This window comes from Nostoc sp. NZL (assembly GCF_015714705.1).
Taxonomy (GTDB): Bacteria; Cyanobacteriota; Cyanobacteriia; order Cyanobacteriales; family Nostocaceae; genus Nostoc; species Nostoc foliaceum_A.
In genome coordinates, this window is the sequence record NZ_WBKL01000118.1 from 22,423 (window position 1) to 39,353 (window position 16,931).

The following is a 16,931-nucleotide window of genomic DNA, read 5'->3' on the forward strand; positions in this document are numbered from 1 at the left end:
TCCTACGGGCATATGCCCTTTTGTCCTGCCAGTAGAGACACGAATTTTCTTGTCTCTACATTACGAATCAACAAAGCAGTAGTAGCCGCGCTGATACGGCTATTGATTCTGTTTTGTGACTTCGTAATTTTATATTAAATACTAGCATGGACTAATAATAGCAAAATAGTTGTTTAATTTTGAATTAAAATTGCTGGTAAATTTTTATTTAAATTCCTGGACTTAAAGGTTGGAAAAAGCAGTGACGATTTTCCTCACCCTTTATTGCCAGTGTGAGTATTGCCATATGGCTTTTATAAAAATTTATCTAATTTAGACGAGCAGTTTTGACCAATGAGTTAAATCCAAGATTTTCTTGATTGAGAGAAGGCGAAAATCTAAAAGTCTCGCGCATCGGGGATTCCTGATGCACGAGACTTTTATTTAAAAGTGGTGAGAATTTTTCCTCGGTTTATTACCGTAAGCTTAAAAGCGGTCAAAGGATTTTGTACGTCTGTCTATGGGAAGAATAAATCTCTTAACATATGTCTAGCGCTTGATTGCCACTACTATAATATTCAACATGCGCTTTTACACTTCTATATAATCAAAAAATTCAACCTTCGCTACCGCTTGACAGAATTTTCCAGCCAGGAGTGCTAAATTCAAGTTGACATCAAGATGTGTTGCTAACCTGACATGCATTTAATTTCGATATGATCGCTAGGTCAAAGATGAACCTAAGTCTCTTTCTAAGCAAACTCCCTTTCCTTTGCATTCCCAAACAGCTAAATTAAATGCAAAGCTGTAATTACATTTTTGACGTTTTATCTCAGAATTTGACACAAATCTTGGCTACAGCGCTGCTATAAGTAAAGTTTTAATGGTTATCCTTAAACTAGAATCAGTCGCTCTTTCATCGTCAGCCTATTAACACCAGGGTTTGAATTAAGTCCAAAAAAGTATAGCTCACTTTTCATAACTACCTGCCTTGACTGATGATTGTTGAGGCTGGTGAAGTAATTTTAAAATTTTGGTTAGTGGTCATGGAAGTTATTTTTAAGGTCATTCGACAGCAACAAAATTCCTCCCCCGTTGTGCAAACCTACCTTGTAGACGCAGAACCAGGTAATACAATCTTGGATTGCCTTAATCACATTAAGTGGGAGCAAGATGGAACCTTGGCGTTTCGCAAAAATTGCCGCAATACCATTTGTGGTAGCTGTGCTATGCGAATTAATGGACGTTCGGCTTTAGCTTGTAAGGAAAATGTGGGCAGTGAGCTTGCCAGATTACAACAAATACCATCATCCCAAAGTAAAGTAAATGCCATTCCCGAAATCACGATCGCACCTCTAGGTAATATGCCCGTGATTAAAGATTTGGTTGTAGATATGAGTAGTTTCTGGAATAATTTAGAGGCAGTTGCTCCTTATGTGAGTACAGCAGCACGACAAGTACCAGAAAGAGAGTTTTTGCAAACACCACAAGAGCGATCGCGCCTCGATCAAACTGGTAACTGTATTATGTGTGGTGCTTGTTACTCTGAATGCAACGCCCGTGAAGTTGATCCAAACTTTGTTGGTCCTCATGCTCTTGCCAAAGCTTACCGGATGGTAGCAGACTCCCGCGATAGCGACACCCAAAATCGCTTAGAAAGCTACAACGAAGGTACTAAAGGCGTATGGGGTTGCACCCGTTGTTTGTACTGCGATTCAGTTTGTCCAATGGAAGTTGCACCATTAGAACAAATCACCAAAATTAAACAAGAAATTCTCACCCACAAACAAGCCAGCGATAGTCGCTCAATTCGTCACCGAAAAGTATTGGTGGATTTAGTTAAAGAAGGTGGTTGGATTGATGAACGTCAATTTGGTTTACAAGTTGTCGGTAACTACTTTAAAGATTTAAAAGGATTACTCAGTCTTGCACCCCTCGGTTTGCGGATGATCCTCCGGGGTAAGTTTCCCCTATCATTTGAACCTTCAGAAGGGACGGAACAAGTGCGATCGCTCATTGAATCTGTGCAACAAGTAGAAGCGGATAAAAGTTAGGTGTGATGAGTTAGGAGTTGGGAATTTTAACTCCTAACTCCCAATTCATAACTGATAACTCTAGTTCAACGGGGTTCTTGAGGTATATTCAACGGTCGCCCATAACCGTCATATACTAAAACATCCCACTGCCCGTTGTTACTCGACTCAAAAGCAATCCTACTACCATCAGCGCTAATTGCAGGGTTGCGGACTTCAGCTTGCAGGTTATTAGTTAAATTTCGTGATTGGCGTGTTTCCCGGTCGTAGAGAAAAATAGCCGATCGCCCCTGACGGCTAGAACCATACACAACATAACGACCATCTTGTGAAACGCTAGGATGAGTTGCGATCGCATCAAGGGAGTTTAAGCCTGGCAAATCAACCAAATTACGAGTTACCGTATCAAACATATAAACATCTTGGCTACCCCGTCTGTCAGTAATAAAAACAATGTATCTCCCAGAAATTTGCGGGTCTAATTCCGACGCTAAACTATTGAGACTCCGACCCCCCGGATCAAAGGGATAACTCAAAAGGCGAGGGTAGCCAAAACATCCAGTCAATAAACTTAAGCATAAAAATGCAGGTATAAAAAAGACACGTTTCATATATTGGGCATTGGGCATGGAGCGGGCATTAATTATTCTCCCTCATCTCCCTGCTCCCTTGCTCCCTACCTTAAAAGTGCTGAGTAAAAATACTAATCCCCAGTCCCCAGTCCCCAGTCCCTAATTCCTCTTTTATGCAAGGCTTTTGAAACTCGTTTCATCGGGACTGCCTTCTACGGAGGCGAACCTACAGTTGCACCGTTGGGAATATCTAACTCAATATTTGGCCCCCGGTCTAGGACTTCAATATCCCACTGACCACGGCTGGCGGTTTCAAAAGCAACATAACGTCCATCTGGGCTAATATTTGGTTTTCTGACCCAGCCGCGATAGGTTGGTGTGACGATTTGCGACTGTTGCGTAGCGCGATCGTAAAGCGCCACTACAGGTCTACCTTGGTCACTAGTAATATAAGCAATGTAACGCCCTGTATAGCTCAAGCTAGGGCTTTCAGCAATTGTCTCCGCTCGGTTTATGCCCGGAGTGCCAATAAACAGTTGCCTCTCCAAATCGAAAACCAGTAGCTGCTGATTACCATTCCGATTAGATACAAACGCTAAAAAGCGCCCATTTCCACTCAAAGCAGGTTGCTCCTCGGTGTAGCGACTGTTGAGGGAAGTAGGCCCTATGGGAATATTGTTAGAACCACAAGATGCAAGCAAGCTTGTTAAACCAAAAACTAGGCTCCAATGAATTGGTCTTTGGAGCCAAAATGTAGGCGTAAATTTTTCCACCTCAACTTTTTTCCGTCGCCTTTAAACCTACTTCTACGCAAACTGTTTCAAACATCATCATCAAAATCGGTCGAATTATCTGGCCCCTGATTTGGCTTTTCAATCGGGTTGTATGGCACATAATCAGTTGGGATCGCCTCATCATCTTCGCGCGGTCTTCGAGGAGCCGAGTCAGCGGGTGGACGACGCCTTCTTGGTCTGGGAGCAACATCATCTTCACGACTTTCTGGACGCCCAGACCCGTTACTAGTACGCCGAGAAGGTTTTCTGACTTCCCCTCCCGAACTTTCCCAATCATCAACTTGCCTAGATGAAGAACCCCAATTTTCTTCTTCAGAGGTTTCAGAAGGGCGATTCACAGGACGCCCAGAAGTCCGCCGACGTGTTCTATCAGCTGGAGCCTGTCTTTCGCTACTGCTGCTGTTACGGCGTTCTGAACGACGGGGGGGTTGCTCCTCGTAGTAGTCATCACGAGTTGAAATCTCATCCCTGCTACCCCGAATCCGGGCACGCACGGGGCGTTCCTCCTCGTCTTCATAAGGCAATGGATCTAAGTCTGCATCCATTTCAGCCTGATACTTTCTGCGATCGTTGTAGGAATAGTTTCTGCTTACCTCTCGCTCATCATCCACAATCGGAGTGTTGCGCTTTGCTTGCTGGGTAGCTATACTCCGCAAACGAATACTTTCAACTGCAAAAAATACAGTTGTGCCAACTAAAAGCAGTTGACCAAATTGCAGAATCGGGTCTAGCCGCCATCCTTGAAACACGAGAATGAAGCCGCAGAGCAAGCCGACTGCTGCAAAAAAGATATCTTGATCTCGTGACAATTCTGGACGCACAGTGCGGAGAAAATACAGTGCTGCCCCAGCCACAGCCAGGAAAATTCCTAGAATACTGGCTGAGTTTGCCCCAAAATTTACCTGAGCCAGAAAACTGGCTGAGTTCAGCCCAAAATTTATCATTGCTGTTTTCCCAATATCAAATCTATGTTAGCGAGTCACAATTAAAATCACTACTCTAATTAGGCACGATAAATATTGAAGCTTCAAAGCCTCTGGCAAAGAAGCTCTGAAGCCGTTCACCGAAAAGTAAAAACACCTATGTCTGTCATCTACAACTGCCACTAGCCTCAAAAACTGCTGCTTTTGGTGCAATTAATGTAGATAGGTGACAGACAATCGATTATGAGAGTTGAATTAACTCTCATAAGCATTATGAACGCTGAATTTTATCTTTTTGGCTAATGAAAATTAGACCAACTGTAACGGGTATCACAACAATTGCAGTACCCCATAACAGACTCCAAAGAAAATTTGCTAAAGAAGGCGTCATACTTCTCAACCTTTTTTTACACACTTCATCCTAATTTTAATAGTGTATTACTTTCTTGAGAAGCCTCTAACTCTGAACTGCCAAACTTGGTAACTGCTGTGAGCGAGTTTACTTTTTTATTCCCGAAGAAAGTCACAGTATTTAGTTAAAATGATGATAAGAGTGCTTTACAAAGCTTAAAATTTTGTGGCGTTCGCGAAGCGCGGCTTGCCGTTCGCCTAAGTTTTTCTTTCTTTACAGATAGATAGTACCTTAAACCGATGACTGGTGTTGACCTGACTGCTTGGATTCTGGGCCCTGTCTTAGGGCTAATGACATTTTTATTTATATTTCGCATCATTCTCACTTGGTATCCGCAAGTGAATCTGAATCGTCTGCCCTTTAATTTAATAGCTTGGCCTACTGAACCGTTTTTAGTGCCATTGCGAAAACTGGTGCAACCTATAGGCGGAGTGGACATTACACCTATTATTTGGGTTGGTATCTTCAGTCTGCTGCGAGAAATATTACTAGGTCAACAAGGATTGCTGACTATGTTATCTCGTGTGAATTAGGGTACAGGTTACAGGGTATAGGGAACAGGTTAAAGGTTATAACCCTGCCCCCTGTAACTTAAGATCAGAGAGATCGGCACGGATGGTGGAAGGTGGTACAGGTTACAGATTATAACCCTGTCCCCTGTAACCTATAACCTCTTTCCTTCCCTACTCCCCACTCCCCTAGCCGTTCATTTCCTGCACAAAATTTGTATAGACGTTACCCTGCAAAAACTGTGGAGTCTCCATAATTCTTTGATGAAACCCGATCGTCGTGGGTAATCCAGTGATGGCACATTCCCGGAGTGCGCGTTTCATACGGTTAATAGCAGTAGGCCGGTCTGGTGCCCAAACAATTAACTTGCCAATCAAGGAATCGTAGTAGGGCGGGATTTGATAATCTGTGTAAACGTGAGAATCAATCCGAACACCAGGGCCTCCAGGGGGCAGATAGCCACTGATTCGTCCAGGAGAAGGGCGAAAGTCATGATCGGGGTCTTCAGCGTTGATTCGGCATTCGATCGCATGACCCCGCAAGACTACTTGCTCTTGAGTAAGCTTGAGTCTTTCCCCTTGAGCAATTCGAATTTGTTCGGCAACTAAGTCTATTCCAGTAATCATCTCTGTTACAGGATGTTCTACTTGAATCCGGGTGTTCATTTCCATAAAGTAGAATTTACCGGATCTATCCAAGAGAAACTCGATAGTACCCGCCCCACTGTAATTAATGAATTGAGCAGCTTTGACAGCAGCTTGTCCCATTTTCTCACGCAGGTCTTCGTCGAGAGCCGGACTTGGAGCTTCTTCTAGTAGCTTTTGATTCCGCCGCTGAATAGAGCAATCCCGTTCACCCAAGTGGATAACATTACCGTAGTTATCCGCCAAAATTTGAAATTCAATGTGGCGGGGACGTTCAATAAATTTTTCTATGTAAACGCCAGAATTACCAAATGCTGCTCCTGCTTCCCCTTGAGCCGCGAGGAAAAGTTTGACAAATTCATCTTCAGAACGCACCAGGCGCATACCCCGTCCACCACCACCAGCTGTGGCTTTGATCATCACTGGATAGCCGATATCCTTGGCGAATTTTAATCCTTCTTCCTCAGATTCTACCAACCCCTCACTACCTGGTACTGTCGGGACTCCAGCTTTTTGCATGGTTTCTTTGGCAGTGGATTTATCCCCCATCAGCTTTATGGCTTCTGGAGTTGGGCCGATAAAAGCAATGTGATGGTCAGCACAGATTTCTGCAAACCGGGCATTTTCTGCCAAAAAGCCATAACCTGGATGAATCGCTGTCGCATTGCGCGTCAATGCGGCAGCAATAATATTGGGAATATTCAAATAACTTTTACCGCTAGCAGGTTCGCCAATGCAAACCGCTTCATCAGCAAGTTGGACGTGGAGAGCATTCCGGTCAACGGTCGAGTGAACCGCGACTGTCGCAATCCCCATTTCTTCACAGGCGCGGAGAATGCGAAGGGCGATTTCTCCCCGATTGGCAATTAATATTTTGTCAAACTTCATTTTTTAGTTTCGATATCATTACCAGTAGATTGACATTTTCTCTGATCCAACTTGAAACGACGCTTTCGCATTATTTCAAATTATCACAGGAGATTCGCCACCCTGATTCTAAGCAAACTTAAGATTGCAGGCTTGCTGCCTCTACAGGTCTTACTACACTAACAACATTGCTGCTGTAAGTCCTGGCTAGCTTACCAAACTGGGCTTTTGCGACGCGGATAGCGAGTCAGACGCTCCTACGTCGCTCTAAGCGTTCGCGGTAGCGTCTCGTAGAGAAGCTATGCCGTTGGCGTTCGCGCAGCGTCATAGCCCGTCGTAGACATTGCCTACCGCGGGTGGGTACGCGATCGCACCCTGCCGAACACTGTCGCTCTACCCTTTTTAATATCACTTGTGCAGACGCTAGATTTCTGTCAGCCTGATACCGCCTTGAGGAAATTTATATTTTTGAGAAATATAACTTAGATATCACCTTACTATAATTATTTTCTTATGCTATAGTCTATGTTTAGACAACCCGTGCGGATGTGGCGGAATTGGTATACGCGCACGCTTGAGGTGCGTGTGGCTTTGCCTTGCGAGTTCGAGTCTCGCCATCCGCATTTTTGCTTGTTTAGTCAAGGGTCAATAGTCAAGGGTCAAAAACCTTAGACTATTGACCCTTAATATTGGTATAGCTCTAGTTTTTTATGCTTTTATAGAGATAAGTGAAGTTTTGTAAAAAGCATTGACTATTACTTTTACGCCAACAAACAACTTAACACTGCCAGCAGCTTGGCATCGCCTCACTCCGATTTGGCAAGGAGGGGAGGAAATAATTCAACAAAGTTTACCTCACACTCAGCTAGCACCTGCTTGGCAGCTAATGCTTTTGGGTGACGGATCTCCAACACGTCACTTAGAATTGCTTACAGGTGAGCCTGTAGAAGTAGATGTCATTGATATGTCATTGATTGGCATGGACTTAGATGGTGCTCCTGACTTAATCCAAGCTGTCCCAGGACCGCGACTACGGCGACAAGTGTGGCTGCGTACTGCTTCTGGTCAGCGATTAGCCTATGCAACCTCATGGTGGGAAGCCAGTCATGTAGATGAGTATTTGCAAAATCGTTCATTACCAATTTGGGCGAGTTTAGCTCGTCTTCGTACAGAGTTGTATCGGGATGTTCGAGGAATTTATTACGGTGACTCATCGGCGTTAGAGTCTGGTTTTGATGTAACTGGGCCTTTTTGGGGTCGCCATTACTTGTTTTGGCATCATGGACAGCCACTGACCTTAATTTATGAAGTTTTTTCGCCTTATCTAACCAAATATTTGGGGCCTATGCAGCTAAGTGCTGTTAATGCTGAGGCATAAGCATAATACCATTGAAAAATTCCAACGTATTCTTAGCAGCCTAGTACCGCTTCTCTACTAGACGCTGCACGTATTGTACTTTTTCAAAGAAGCACACTCTAATTCAAAGCTCAATTAGTTTTTAATTTTTTTTTAATCAAAAATTAGCAGTTGCTCCTCAGCAGAAATAACAACTGTTTTGCATCGAAATGATACAAACTCAGAAAAATTATAATTCACCAATATATCTGATTTGTAAGATTGGTAAACCATACGAAATCCCGAATACTGAATTTATCTAGGTTAGATAAAGTCACTACAACATATAGGGCTTCTGTAAATAGAAGGTAATGTCTGTTGCTGATGACTTGCAGCAATGCCCAAGTTAGTTATATCCTCAAAGTGCTTGAAATGGCAGATTTAACTCTCGAAGAATTTCCGCAGAAGCATTCTGCGAAATTCAACAAAGCATGTTAAAAAAGGTAACTAACCACTAAAACAGCGCTTTTGAAACAGTAGGGAAGGTTTATTACGGAAATATCATCAAAGTCTAGGATGGCGAAATTTATGCAGTTAACTGCCCTAGATAACGAGAAACTTTTTGGTTAACTTAACCAATCAAACAACTAATGAGTTTGCAAGTATAAGGTATAGGTTTCAATGGCACCGCCTCTTGTGTCTGTTCCAATGAAGAAAAATAAGAAACCATCTCTGGTGCTGACGCTCTCGGCTGCTGGGCTATTGATTGGTGCAGGGAGTGCAGCATACTGGTTGTTAAGCCAGAGACAACTATCTTCCAGCGATTTGCTAGTAGGTGCAAATATTATTCCTGGTGATGCCCTGTTTGCGGTTTCTCTGACAACAGATTCTCAGCAATGGCAGAAATTGCGGGAGTTTGGCACAAAAGAAACCCAAGCTGAACTAGACAAAAATTTAGTTGAATTGCGCGATCGCTTTCTAACTAGTAATGGTTATGATTTCCAGAAAGATATCGCTCCTTGGGTAGGTAATGACATTACGATCGCAATTCTTGCTCCAGCAACAGCCAGTAAACCTGCACCCAAACCAGTTACCACCAATGAAGATGCTGCTAGTGATCAGCAGTCGATGGTAATGGTATTGCCAGTGAAAAACCCAGAAATCGCCAAAAGCATTTTGGCACAACCCAAAACCCTTAAACAAGGCAAATGGATTGACCGTACTTATCAAGGGATCGCCATCAAACAAAATGAGGGACAAGCAGGAGAAAACTTCTCAGCGGCTTTACTAGATGGGCGTTTTTTAGTCATAACTGATAGTCCCAAAGCCACAGAACGAGCAATTGATGCCTACAAAAATAAAACATCCCTAGCCACAACAGGAGGCTTTGCTGAGAATTTTCCAAAAATTGCCAATTACCAACCCTTTGGCCAGTTTTACATAAATGTACCAACAGCAGCCAAAATAGCCGCAACTTCTCCAAACCGCCCTTTACCTGCTCAAGTTTTGGCTCAACTGCAAAATAACCAAGGTTTAGCGGGGACAATGACCTTAGAGGCAGAAGGAATTCGCTTCAAGGGCGTTTCTTGGCTAAATCCTAATAGTCAACGTGTGCTGGCGGTAGAAAACAAAGCTGGGAAAATGCAAAGCCGCGTACCAGCAGAAACCTTAATGATGCTTTCGGGGGGAAACTTACAGCGGTTGTGGGGAGACTATGTTTTAACATCTCAGGGAAATCCGCGATCGCCGATCGCACCAGAACAGATCAGAGGTGGTATAAAATCGCTTACCGATCTCGATTTAGATAAGGATTTGCTCAGTTGGATGAAAGGCGAGTTTTCCTTATCACTGATTCCTACTACTGCAAAACAAGGTTCACCAGATGATTTTCGTGTGGGTTTACTGTTCATGGTACAGACAAGCAATCGCCAATCGGCTGAAACATCCATAAAACAGCTCGATGAAGTGATGAGAAATCAATACCAGTTCCAAGTCCAACCGGCGAAAGTCGCAGGTCAACCCGTTGTTAACTGGGTTTCACCCTATGGCACTTTAACTGGCACCCACGGCTGGTTAGATGGAGATGTCGCCTTTCTAGTAGTGGGCGCTCCCATCACTGATAAAATTGTTCCCAAACCCAACAACACACTAGCTAGCACTCTTCCCTTCCAACAAACAGTTCCTACAGAACCCAATCCGGCAAATGGTCAATTTTTTCTGGATGTGGAACGAACTGTGAAAAATTTCCCTTTACCAACTTTAATTCCCAATCAACAATCTTTGCTAGCTGCAACGCGCTCAATTGGGATGACATCTGCCGTCAGCGATAGTCGCAGCAACCGTTACGACATTTTTATCTCACTCAAAAAAGTTAGGAACTCGACTGCTTTGCCTAGTCCAGAAAGTAATAAGAGCAGTTCTGCTACACCATCTACTACTTCTCCATAACAGCAATTTGAAAAGTTAGGAATTTGGAGTTATGAATTTGGAGTTAGGAGTTAGGAGTTAGGAGTTGTACCAATTCTCAAAAATCTTGCTATACATCAATCTTCGAGGCTGGTGTTTCTTTACCTCAGAGCGGTATCATCTTTAGCAAGCTTAAAAGGGAATGGTATTAAAAATTATTAATTCATAACTCATAACTCCTAGCTTTGCCCTGTTTCATGACCCTCTAAGCATATAGGATCAGAACAGTCAGAATCCATATTTTAAATCATCCACGGAGAGAACACTTTATGAATCTGGTTGTACTCCAGAACTGGCTGGACAATGCGTCTTTTGCCATATTATTCCTAACAATGCTCGTGTATTGGGGAGGAGCGGCTTTTCCGAATCTGCCTTATCTAGCCGCTTTGGGGACAGCTGGGATGGCGATCGCAAATTTGTGTATAGCTACTCTACTAGGGGCACGATGGATTGAAGCTGGTTACTTTCCCTTAAGTAATCTCTATGAATCTCTGTTCTTCTTAACTTGGGGAATTACCGCAGTCCATCTCATTGCTGAAAGTAGTAGCCGTAGCCGCTTAGTAGGAGTTGCTACAGCTCCGGTGGCAATGGCGATCGCTGCTTTTGCTACTATGACACTACCATCCCAGATGCAAGCGTCAGAACCCTTAGTACCTGCCTTGAAGTCAAATTGGCTGATGATGCATGTCAGCGTCATGATGTTGAGTTATTCTGCTTTGATGGTGGGTTCACTATTAGCGATCGCTTTTTTAATTGTCACTCGCGGTCAAAATATCCAACTACAAGGTAGTTCTGTAGGTACTGGTGGCTATCGCAGCAACGGCTACCGCTTGCACAAAGCATCTGAACTAATTTCTCAACCATCAGCCCCTTCTGCCGAAAATAATGGCTTTGCCCGTTTTGAAACTAGTAGCAACGGCAACGGTAACGGTAACACTGCCGTTTTGAATTTAGTAACTAGCCCTGAATCTCAAGCCGTTGCATCTGCTGAACCTCTTTCACCCCAGCGCCTTAGCCTTGCTGAAACCCTCGACAACATCAGCTATCGCATCATCGGGCTAGGATTTCCCCTGCTGACAATTGGCATTATTGCCGGTGGCGTTTGGGCTAACGAAGCCTGGGGTTCCTACTGGAGTTGGGATCCGAAAGAAACTTGGGCATTAATCACCTGGTTAGTGTTCGCCGCCTACCTCCACGCCAGAATTACTCGCGGTTGGCAAGGTCGTCGTCCGGCCATTTTAGCCGCCACGGGCTTGCTTGTGGTTTGGGTTTGCTATCTCGGTGTAAATCTTTTGGGTAAAGGTTTGCATTCTTACGGTTGGTTTTTCTAAGAACCGTTTAAATAAAATTACCCCACCCGCGCTGCCGCGCACCCTCCCCTTACCAAGGGGAGGGTTGGGGAGGGGTAACGCGAGAATTATAGGCTAATTTACCGGACATCAAATTATTACTGAATTTTTATTTGAGCAACACTAAATCTATAAAATCATCATTTTATTTCGGATGAACTGTTATATCTCTAGAAAATATAGATTTATTGACAGGAGATTTTTATGGAAGATGGATTTGAGAGACTAAATCACGATGAAGTTGTGTCTATAGAACCAAACACTTTTAATAAGTTAAATATTGCCAAAACTTTTAAAGTCCGTGATTTGATTACAGCAATTAAGGAATATATTGGAGCAGAAGAAACAGATGAAGTAAATTTGTATACCCAAGGATTAAATTGTGAAGTTTTGCAATTTAGTAATTTGGGATGGAAAAAAGGAAAAGTGAGACTTGCTTTAGAATTTTGTCCTGATGAATCTGAGTCCCCACTTGATGAAATTTTTCAAAAACTCAAACAAGTGGAAAACTAATACCTAATGAGCAAAAGATCCCCGACTTCTTTAAGAAGTCGGGGATCTGATACTCTCGATGTTTGCAAATAAAATTAGTATGTGCTGAATTGCTATCAAAATTCATTAATGAAATAAAGCATAGCAATTGCGTAGACGCATTAGCGAAGCGGTAGCGACGTTCGCGTAGCGTCTCGCAGAGAAGGAGCGTCAGCGGCTTGTCGTTAGACATCGCTCGGTGTATATCCTGATTATCTCTCATTTGAAAAAGGGAGCAAAGACGCAATAAATCCCATAATCACGAAGACGCGATAAATCGCCGTCTCTACAAAGGAATGATTATTGTAGAGACGGCGATTTATCGCGTCTCTTGCCTTAACCGAACAACATTGCAAGGTTCACGAACGAAGCTCCGAGGTTCATTAACGGAGTTCAAAGACTCATTCACGAGTATAAAAGACTCGTCCACGAATATCAAAGACTCATTCACGAGTATCAAAGACTCTCGCGCGAGTATCAAAGACTCGTCCACGAATATCAAAGACTCATTCACGAGTATCAAAGACTCTCGCGCGAGTATCAAAGACTCGTCCGCGAGTATCAAAGACTCATTCACGAGTATCAAAGACTCTCGCGCGAGTATAAAAGACTCGTCCACGAGTATTAAAGACTCATTACAGCAATTTCCATTTATTTAGAAAACACTCTCGCGTTCTTCTTTGCGCCTTTGCGTGAGATAAAAAATCTTTTGGTGCTGTAATTACGAATTACGAATTACGCATTACCCTATCAAGACTTGCACTCACACTTTCAGCATAAGGTGACTGCAATCGCTGCAAAATCTCTAAAGCTGGTTGCAAATAGGATATCGCTTTAGTGTATTCACCCTGCTGTTCTGCCAAATGTCCTAACCACCACAGAGTCATTGCTTTGCCTCGGACATCTCCAATGCGTTCTTTTAATTCCAAAGACTGATTGAAAAGTGCGATCGCGTCTTTGACTTTCCTCAAGTTGGCGTAGAGAATCGCTAGTTGGTGCAATACCGCCGCTTCGCCTTGAACATCACCAATGCGTTTCATGATTTCTAAAGACTGATTGAAAAATGTGATCGCTTTTTCGATATTTTCTTTCTTTACGTAGAAAATTGCTAGTTGGTACAACGTCGCTGCTTTTCCTCGGAGATCACCAATGCGTTCTTTTAGTTCCAAAGATTGCTTCAAGAGTGCGAACGCTTCATCCACATCCCCCTGATTACCGTAGATACGTCCTAATTCATGCAAAGTCACTGCTTTTCCTTGAATATCGCCAATGCGTTCTTTTAGCTCCAAGGATTGGTTTAAGAATGCGATCGCTTTATCCACATCCCCCTGATTACCGTAGATACGTCCTAATTCATGCAAAGTCGCTGCTTTCCCTTGAAGATTGCCAATGCGTTCATCAATTTCAAGGGCTTGGTTGTAAAATGCGATCGCTTGATCGACTTCCCCTTTATTGACATAGATCATTCCCAGTTGGTGCAACGTTGCTGCTATGCCATAGACATCACCAATCCGTTCATTTATTTCCAAAGACTGATTGTAAAGTGCGATCGCTTCATCCACTTCACCTTTGATGGTGTAGATATCTGCAAGTTGGTGCAACGTCGCCGCTTTTTGTTGTTCGTCCTCTGGAGGACAAAGATTTAGAACTTGATGATAATGTGCTAATGCTTTATTAACTTCACCCAGTTCTTTTTCAGATGCAGCTAGTTCGTGCAAAATACCATAGTCTTCAACAACTTCTAAGGTAATTTGACAGACCTCAACAGCTTCTCGATAGCGGCTACCTTTTACCCATTGTCTTGTTAAAGTAGTTGCAATTTTCACCGCAATTTCTCCATCCTTCCCCAGCAACGCCAAGCGATGAATTTCTAACATTTGTGCTTCCGTCGCACCTTCCGCCTTTTCCCACCACAGACGATACAAAATTTGTGCAGCTTGTTTATACAACTCTTCACCCTTGGGGTTTTCTGGAAACTCTAGCAACGATGACAAAATCCGGGGAACACGATACAACCTCTCTGTGTTGTTGGTGAGGGTAACTTCCAACAAACCCAAAATTTCAGCGCGTTGAATATGACTTTCCCAACTTGAGATATCCCCACAAATTGGGGAAATAGCAGCTAGAGGAACAGGTAACTCATACACCAACAACTTCCCCAGCATTTGACGCAAAGCTGGAGTTTGCTGCTTCAGCAATACCTGTGCCAAAATATCCTCACGAAATTCCTTTTCCTTATCTGCCATCTTTTGCAGAATCATCTCAACTCCCCTCTCCGCTTCCGGCGAGTTCTGGGAATTTTGCAAAATCTTATCTAACCATTCCAACAGCCGAGGATTTCCATCTGCTGCTTGTTTGGCACGTTCCGGCAAATCTGGCTGAAATTGCCAACTGCCATTAAACGAATCCAGGCGATTATACTTTTTAATTAAATCTGCCCCACCCAAAGCACCCAGAGGTTCGCGGTACAGACGATGATTCAGTTCCGACAATGTGAAATTGTAGCGACAGGTAATAATTACCTTGTGGGGAAGTTGGGAATTTTGCATCGCCTTCAGCAACGCCAGCAGTACATCCACAACTTGTGGTTGCAAGACATAAACCCCATTGCGTAATTCCAAATTCGCCTCAAAGTCATCCAGCACAAAAACAAAACGCTGTTCTTTGCTATTCAGTCCTTCAGTGAAAAACTTGGTGAGGCGCTGCATCAACGGTAACTTGCCATTGAGAATTTCATGCCCCCGTTCAGAGGTACATTGTTCAGCAAGGGTTTTGAGCAGTTTGTCCTCATCCAGTTGCCGAAAGTTCACCAGCCTGTGATAGCCAACCATCCTTTCCAGAAGTCGCGCCGTCACAGTACTCTTACCCACACCCCCCAGTCCGTGAATTAGTACCCCCAAATAAGTGCGAATTTCTTTGAGACAACGTTGCAAAGTCCGCCGTCTGCCAACAAACTCAGAGGGTTTCGCCACCCGCACCTGTTGGGTATCGGGATCTAAAAACTGTTCGTAAGAAGGTTCCGGCGATGAGAGTGGCAAATCTCCCAACACATCCACCAACGCACCGGGACATTCTCCCTGAACATATAACCGCAACAAATGCCAGTCACGCACTTTCTGTTTAAACAACTGCTGGTAAGTGCTAGCGAGTGCTTCAGCTAATTGATATCCGGCTGCCAATTTGCCGTAGAGGTGCGCGGCGGCGGCTGTGGCTGTCCGATCTTCCACAGGCTGCCCCCAACTTAAAACCGCCCTCGCCCCTTGGGCAATAAGTGCCTCAGCCATTGAAGGGACAGCGCCTTTATCTGGTGCTTGTCCAGTCCGACACCCAGATAAAAACACCAACTTAGGAAAGCGAAACCGGAAGACTTCGCCCAGTTCTGCGGCTGTGGTTTCGTGGCGATCGCCGATTTCCGTCTCAGTGATAAAGTAAGGCGTGTAAGGTGCTTCATCTTTAATTGAGGCGTGTCCTGTGAGGTGAAACACATCAAAGTCATTAAAATAGCGACTCCACACCTTACCCAACTCGCTAACACAACCGCTTTCTTCAACCCGCAAATCAACAGCAAAATCTCGCGTATCTGCCAGAATTCTCGCCTCTTCCTGTTCAAACTCTAACTTTGGTTCGACATCTTCCGGGTCGGTTGCCATAAACAATACTCGCAATTGTCGTGCTTCCACAGAAAACCCTTCGGTTTCTTTCTCAATCCAGCGCAGAGGTAACACCACTGGATTAACCCGCTTGACCAAAAAATCCTCACCATCATGTAGCACTTCCCAAGGTAGATGTGCCAATTTTTGATCGGTATCAATAGCAATTACCAACCCCTCAGCGCGACAGTTAGCAATTCCCCGACTCAACCACCGTCCATCCCCATCCAACCAAAAAAATAACTGCTGCCCGATTCCTGGTAGATTGGGCAGCAGTCTATAGTAATCTCGTTCACCTTGCTTGAGGAAATCAGCGATTTCTGCTAATTTCAGGCGACGTGATTCATAGTGCTTTATTTGAGGTAGCCAATACCTGAGTTCAACTGTTTCCTGCGTACTTTCCCGAAGTTGAATGCGGATAGTTTGCACTTATTTGCTGATAGATTTGAGGATTTCCGTGATTTCCTCTATGGTAGCTTCTTCGAGTAAAATCCTGTTTCTAGTATCAGGGTCAAGAATTACCACATCAAATTGCTTTCCAGGATGAGATTTATGCCATTCTTGATACCATTTTCGGATTTGTTCAGCTAAAGCCACAGCACCACCCACAATGCCAATAATAGTAGCGATCGCCGCTAGAGTTCCCTCTCTTTGCGTCGGAACTTCATAGCTTCCCGATATTCCAGGAATTTCTAGCAAAGCCTCGGCTGCTGCTGGTGCGCCTTCGCCCTCAATACCCACTTGAATTTCTGCCATAAAGTTACCTGTGAATTTATACAGTATTTTTATCTCACGCATTCGCCTTTAGGCGTTCCCGCAGGGTAGGCGCAAAGAAGAAAGCATTTCTAAATTATTTACTTTGTGT

Annotated in this window: 14 protein-coding genes and 1 tRNA gene; 7 read left to right on the top strand and 8 right to left on the bottom strand. The window is 43.8% G+C overall.

The features are described 5' to 3' along the window. Window positions 1-1,025 precede the first annotated feature (1,025 nt). Complete coding sequence (locus F8R90_RS16410) at window positions 1,026-2,033, top strand: succinate dehydrogenase/fumarate reductase iron-sulfur subunit (RefSeq protein ID WP_196511649.1); 1,008 nt, start codon at window positions 1,026-1,028, stop codon at window positions 2,031-2,033. A gap of 65 nt (window positions 2,034-2,098) precedes the next feature. On the opposite strand, the gene F8R90_RS16415 is transcribed toward F8R90_RS16410, so the two are convergent. The 4 genes from F8R90_RS16415 to psbX form a co-directional block, all read right to left on the bottom strand. Further along, on the bottom strand, window positions 2,099-2,623 hold the full coding sequence (locus F8R90_RS16415; RefSeq protein WP_196511629.1) for a TolB family protein: 525 nt from the start codon (window positions 2,621-2,623) through the stop codon (window positions 2,099-2,101). Between the two features lie 173 nt (window positions 2,624-2,796). Beyond that, the gene (locus tag F8R90_RS16420) at window positions 2,797-3,357 is read right to left on the bottom strand and encodes a TolB family protein (RefSeq protein ID WP_196511630.1); all 561 of its coding nucleotides are present in this window, start codon (window positions 3,355-3,357) and stop codon (window positions 2,797-2,799) included. A gap of 47 nt (window positions 3,358-3,404) precedes the next feature. Beyond that, complete coding sequence (locus F8R90_RS16425; protein WP_196511631.1) at window positions 3,405-4,322, bottom strand: Ycf66 family protein; 918 nt, start codon at window positions 4,320-4,322, stop codon at window positions 3,405-3,407. Between the two features lie 250 nt (window positions 4,323-4,572). Then, window positions 4,573-4,692, bottom strand: coding sequence for a photosystem II reaction center X protein (gene psbX, locus F8R90_RS16430; RefSeq protein WP_012412183.1), 120 nt, complete (start codon window positions 4,690-4,692; stop codon window positions 4,573-4,575). A 260-nt stretch (window positions 4,693-4,952) separates the two neighbouring features. Here psbX and F8R90_RS16435 point away from each other — a divergent pair, with 260 nt between their 5' ends. Continuing rightward, complete coding sequence (locus F8R90_RS16435) at window positions 4,953-5,246, top strand: YggT family protein (RefSeq protein ID WP_196511632.1); 294 nt, start codon at window positions 4,953-4,955, stop codon at window positions 5,244-5,246. A 165-nt stretch (window positions 5,247-5,411) separates the two neighbouring features. Here the strand turns inward: F8R90_RS16435 and accC are convergent, their stop codons facing one another. Together accC and F8R90_RS16445 are read right to left on the bottom strand one after the other, a co-directional pair. Further along, on the bottom strand, window positions 5,412-6,755 hold the full coding sequence (accC, locus tag F8R90_RS16440) for an acetyl-CoA carboxylase biotin carboxylase subunit (protein WP_196511633.1): 1,344 nt from the start codon (window positions 6,753-6,755) through the stop codon (window positions 5,412-5,414). Window positions 6,756-6,981: 226 nt separating this feature from the next. Further along, window positions 6,982-7,146: a hypothetical protein gene (locus F8R90_RS16445; protein ID WP_196511634.1), complete on the bottom strand. Its 165-nt coding sequence runs from the start codon at window positions 7,144-7,146 to the stop codon at window positions 6,982-6,984. A 130-nt stretch (window positions 7,147-7,276) separates the two neighbouring features. Here F8R90_RS16445 and F8R90_RS16450 point away from each other — a divergent pair. From F8R90_RS16450 to F8R90_RS16470, 5 genes are all read left to right on the top strand, one after another. Beyond that, window positions 7,277-7,357 (top strand) — tRNA-Leu (locus F8R90_RS16450). A 125-nt stretch (window positions 7,358-7,482) separates the two neighbouring features. After that, the gene (locus tag F8R90_RS16455; RefSeq protein WP_196511635.1) at window positions 7,483-8,112 is read left to right on the top strand and encodes a chorismate lyase; all 630 of its coding nucleotides are present in this window, start codon (window positions 7,483-7,485) and stop codon (window positions 8,110-8,112) included. A 639-nt stretch (window positions 8,113-8,751) separates the two neighbouring features. Beyond that, window positions 8,752-10,518: a DUF3352 domain-containing protein gene (locus tag F8R90_RS16460; protein ID WP_196511636.1), complete on the top strand. Its 1,767-nt coding sequence runs from the start codon at window positions 8,752-8,754 to the stop codon at window positions 10,516-10,518. Window positions 10,519-10,805: 287 nt separating this feature from the next. Next, a complete protein-coding gene (ccsB, locus tag F8R90_RS16465) occupies window positions 10,806-11,867 on the top strand; it encodes a c-type cytochrome biogenesis protein CcsB (RefSeq protein ID WP_196511637.1) in 1,062 nt (353 codons plus the stop codon). A 222-nt stretch (window positions 11,868-12,089) separates the two neighbouring features. Continuing rightward, window positions 12,090-12,398, top strand: coding sequence for a KGK domain-containing protein (locus tag F8R90_RS16470; RefSeq protein WP_069074050.1), 309 nt, complete (start codon window positions 12,090-12,092; stop codon window positions 12,396-12,398). 746 nt (window positions 12,399-13,144) lie between these two features. Here F8R90_RS16470 and F8R90_RS16475 read toward each other — a convergent pair. Both F8R90_RS16475 and F8R90_RS16480 read right to left on the bottom strand, forming a co-directional pair. Continuing rightward, a complete protein-coding gene (locus F8R90_RS16475; protein WP_196511638.1) occupies window positions 13,145-16,495 on the bottom strand; it encodes a tetratricopeptide repeat protein in 3,351 nt (1,116 codons plus the stop codon). Beyond that, window positions 16,496-16,822 carry a hypothetical protein gene (locus tag F8R90_RS16480; protein ID WP_196511639.1) on the bottom strand — a complete coding sequence of 109 codons (327 nt, stop codon included), beginning with the start codon at window positions 16,820-16,822 and terminating at the stop codon, window positions 16,496-16,498. It abuts the gene before it with no gap. Window positions 16,823-16,931: the final 109 nt, after the last annotated feature.

What these genes read in the sequence shown, in the direction of transcription:
- F8R90_RS16460 (WP_196511636.1), top strand. Translation starts at nt 8,752, where the DNA reads ATGGCACCGCCTCTTGTGTCTGTTCCAATGAAGAAAAATAAGAAACCA.
- accC (WP_196511633.1), bottom strand. Translation starts at nt 6,755, where the DNA reads ATGAAGTTTGACAAAATATTAATTGCCAATCGGGGAGAAATCGCCCTT.
- F8R90_RS16480 (WP_196511639.1), bottom strand. Translation starts at nt 16,822, where the DNA reads ATGGCAGAAATTCAAGTGGGTATTGAGGGCGAAGGCGCACCAGCAGCA.
- ccsB (WP_196511637.1), top strand. Translation starts at nt 10,806, where the DNA reads ATGAATCTGGTTGTACTCCAGAACTGGCTGGACAATGCGTCTTTTGCC.
- psbX (WP_012412183.1), bottom strand. Translation starts at nt 4,692, where the DNA reads ATGACGCCTTCTTTAGCAAATTTTCTTTGGAGTCTGTTATGGGGTACT.
- F8R90_RS16415 (WP_196511629.1), bottom strand. Translation starts at nt 2,623, where the DNA reads ATGAAACGTGTCTTTTTTATACCTGCATTTTTATGCTTAAGTTTATTG.
- F8R90_RS16435 (WP_196511632.1), top strand. Translation starts at nt 4,953, where the DNA reads ATGACTGGTGTTGACCTGACTGCTTGGATTCTGGGCCCTGTCTTAGGG.
- F8R90_RS16470 (WP_069074050.1), top strand. Translation starts at nt 12,090, where the DNA reads ATGGAAGATGGATTTGAGAGACTAAATCACGATGAAGTTGTGTCTATA.
- F8R90_RS16410 (WP_196511649.1), top strand. Translation starts at nt 1,026, where the DNA reads ATGGAAGTTATTTTTAAGGTCATTCGACAGCAACAAAATTCCTCCCCC.
- F8R90_RS16425 (WP_196511631.1), bottom strand. Translation starts at nt 4,322, where the DNA reads ATGATAAATTTTGGGCTGAACTCAGCCAGTTTTCTGGCTCAGGTAAAT.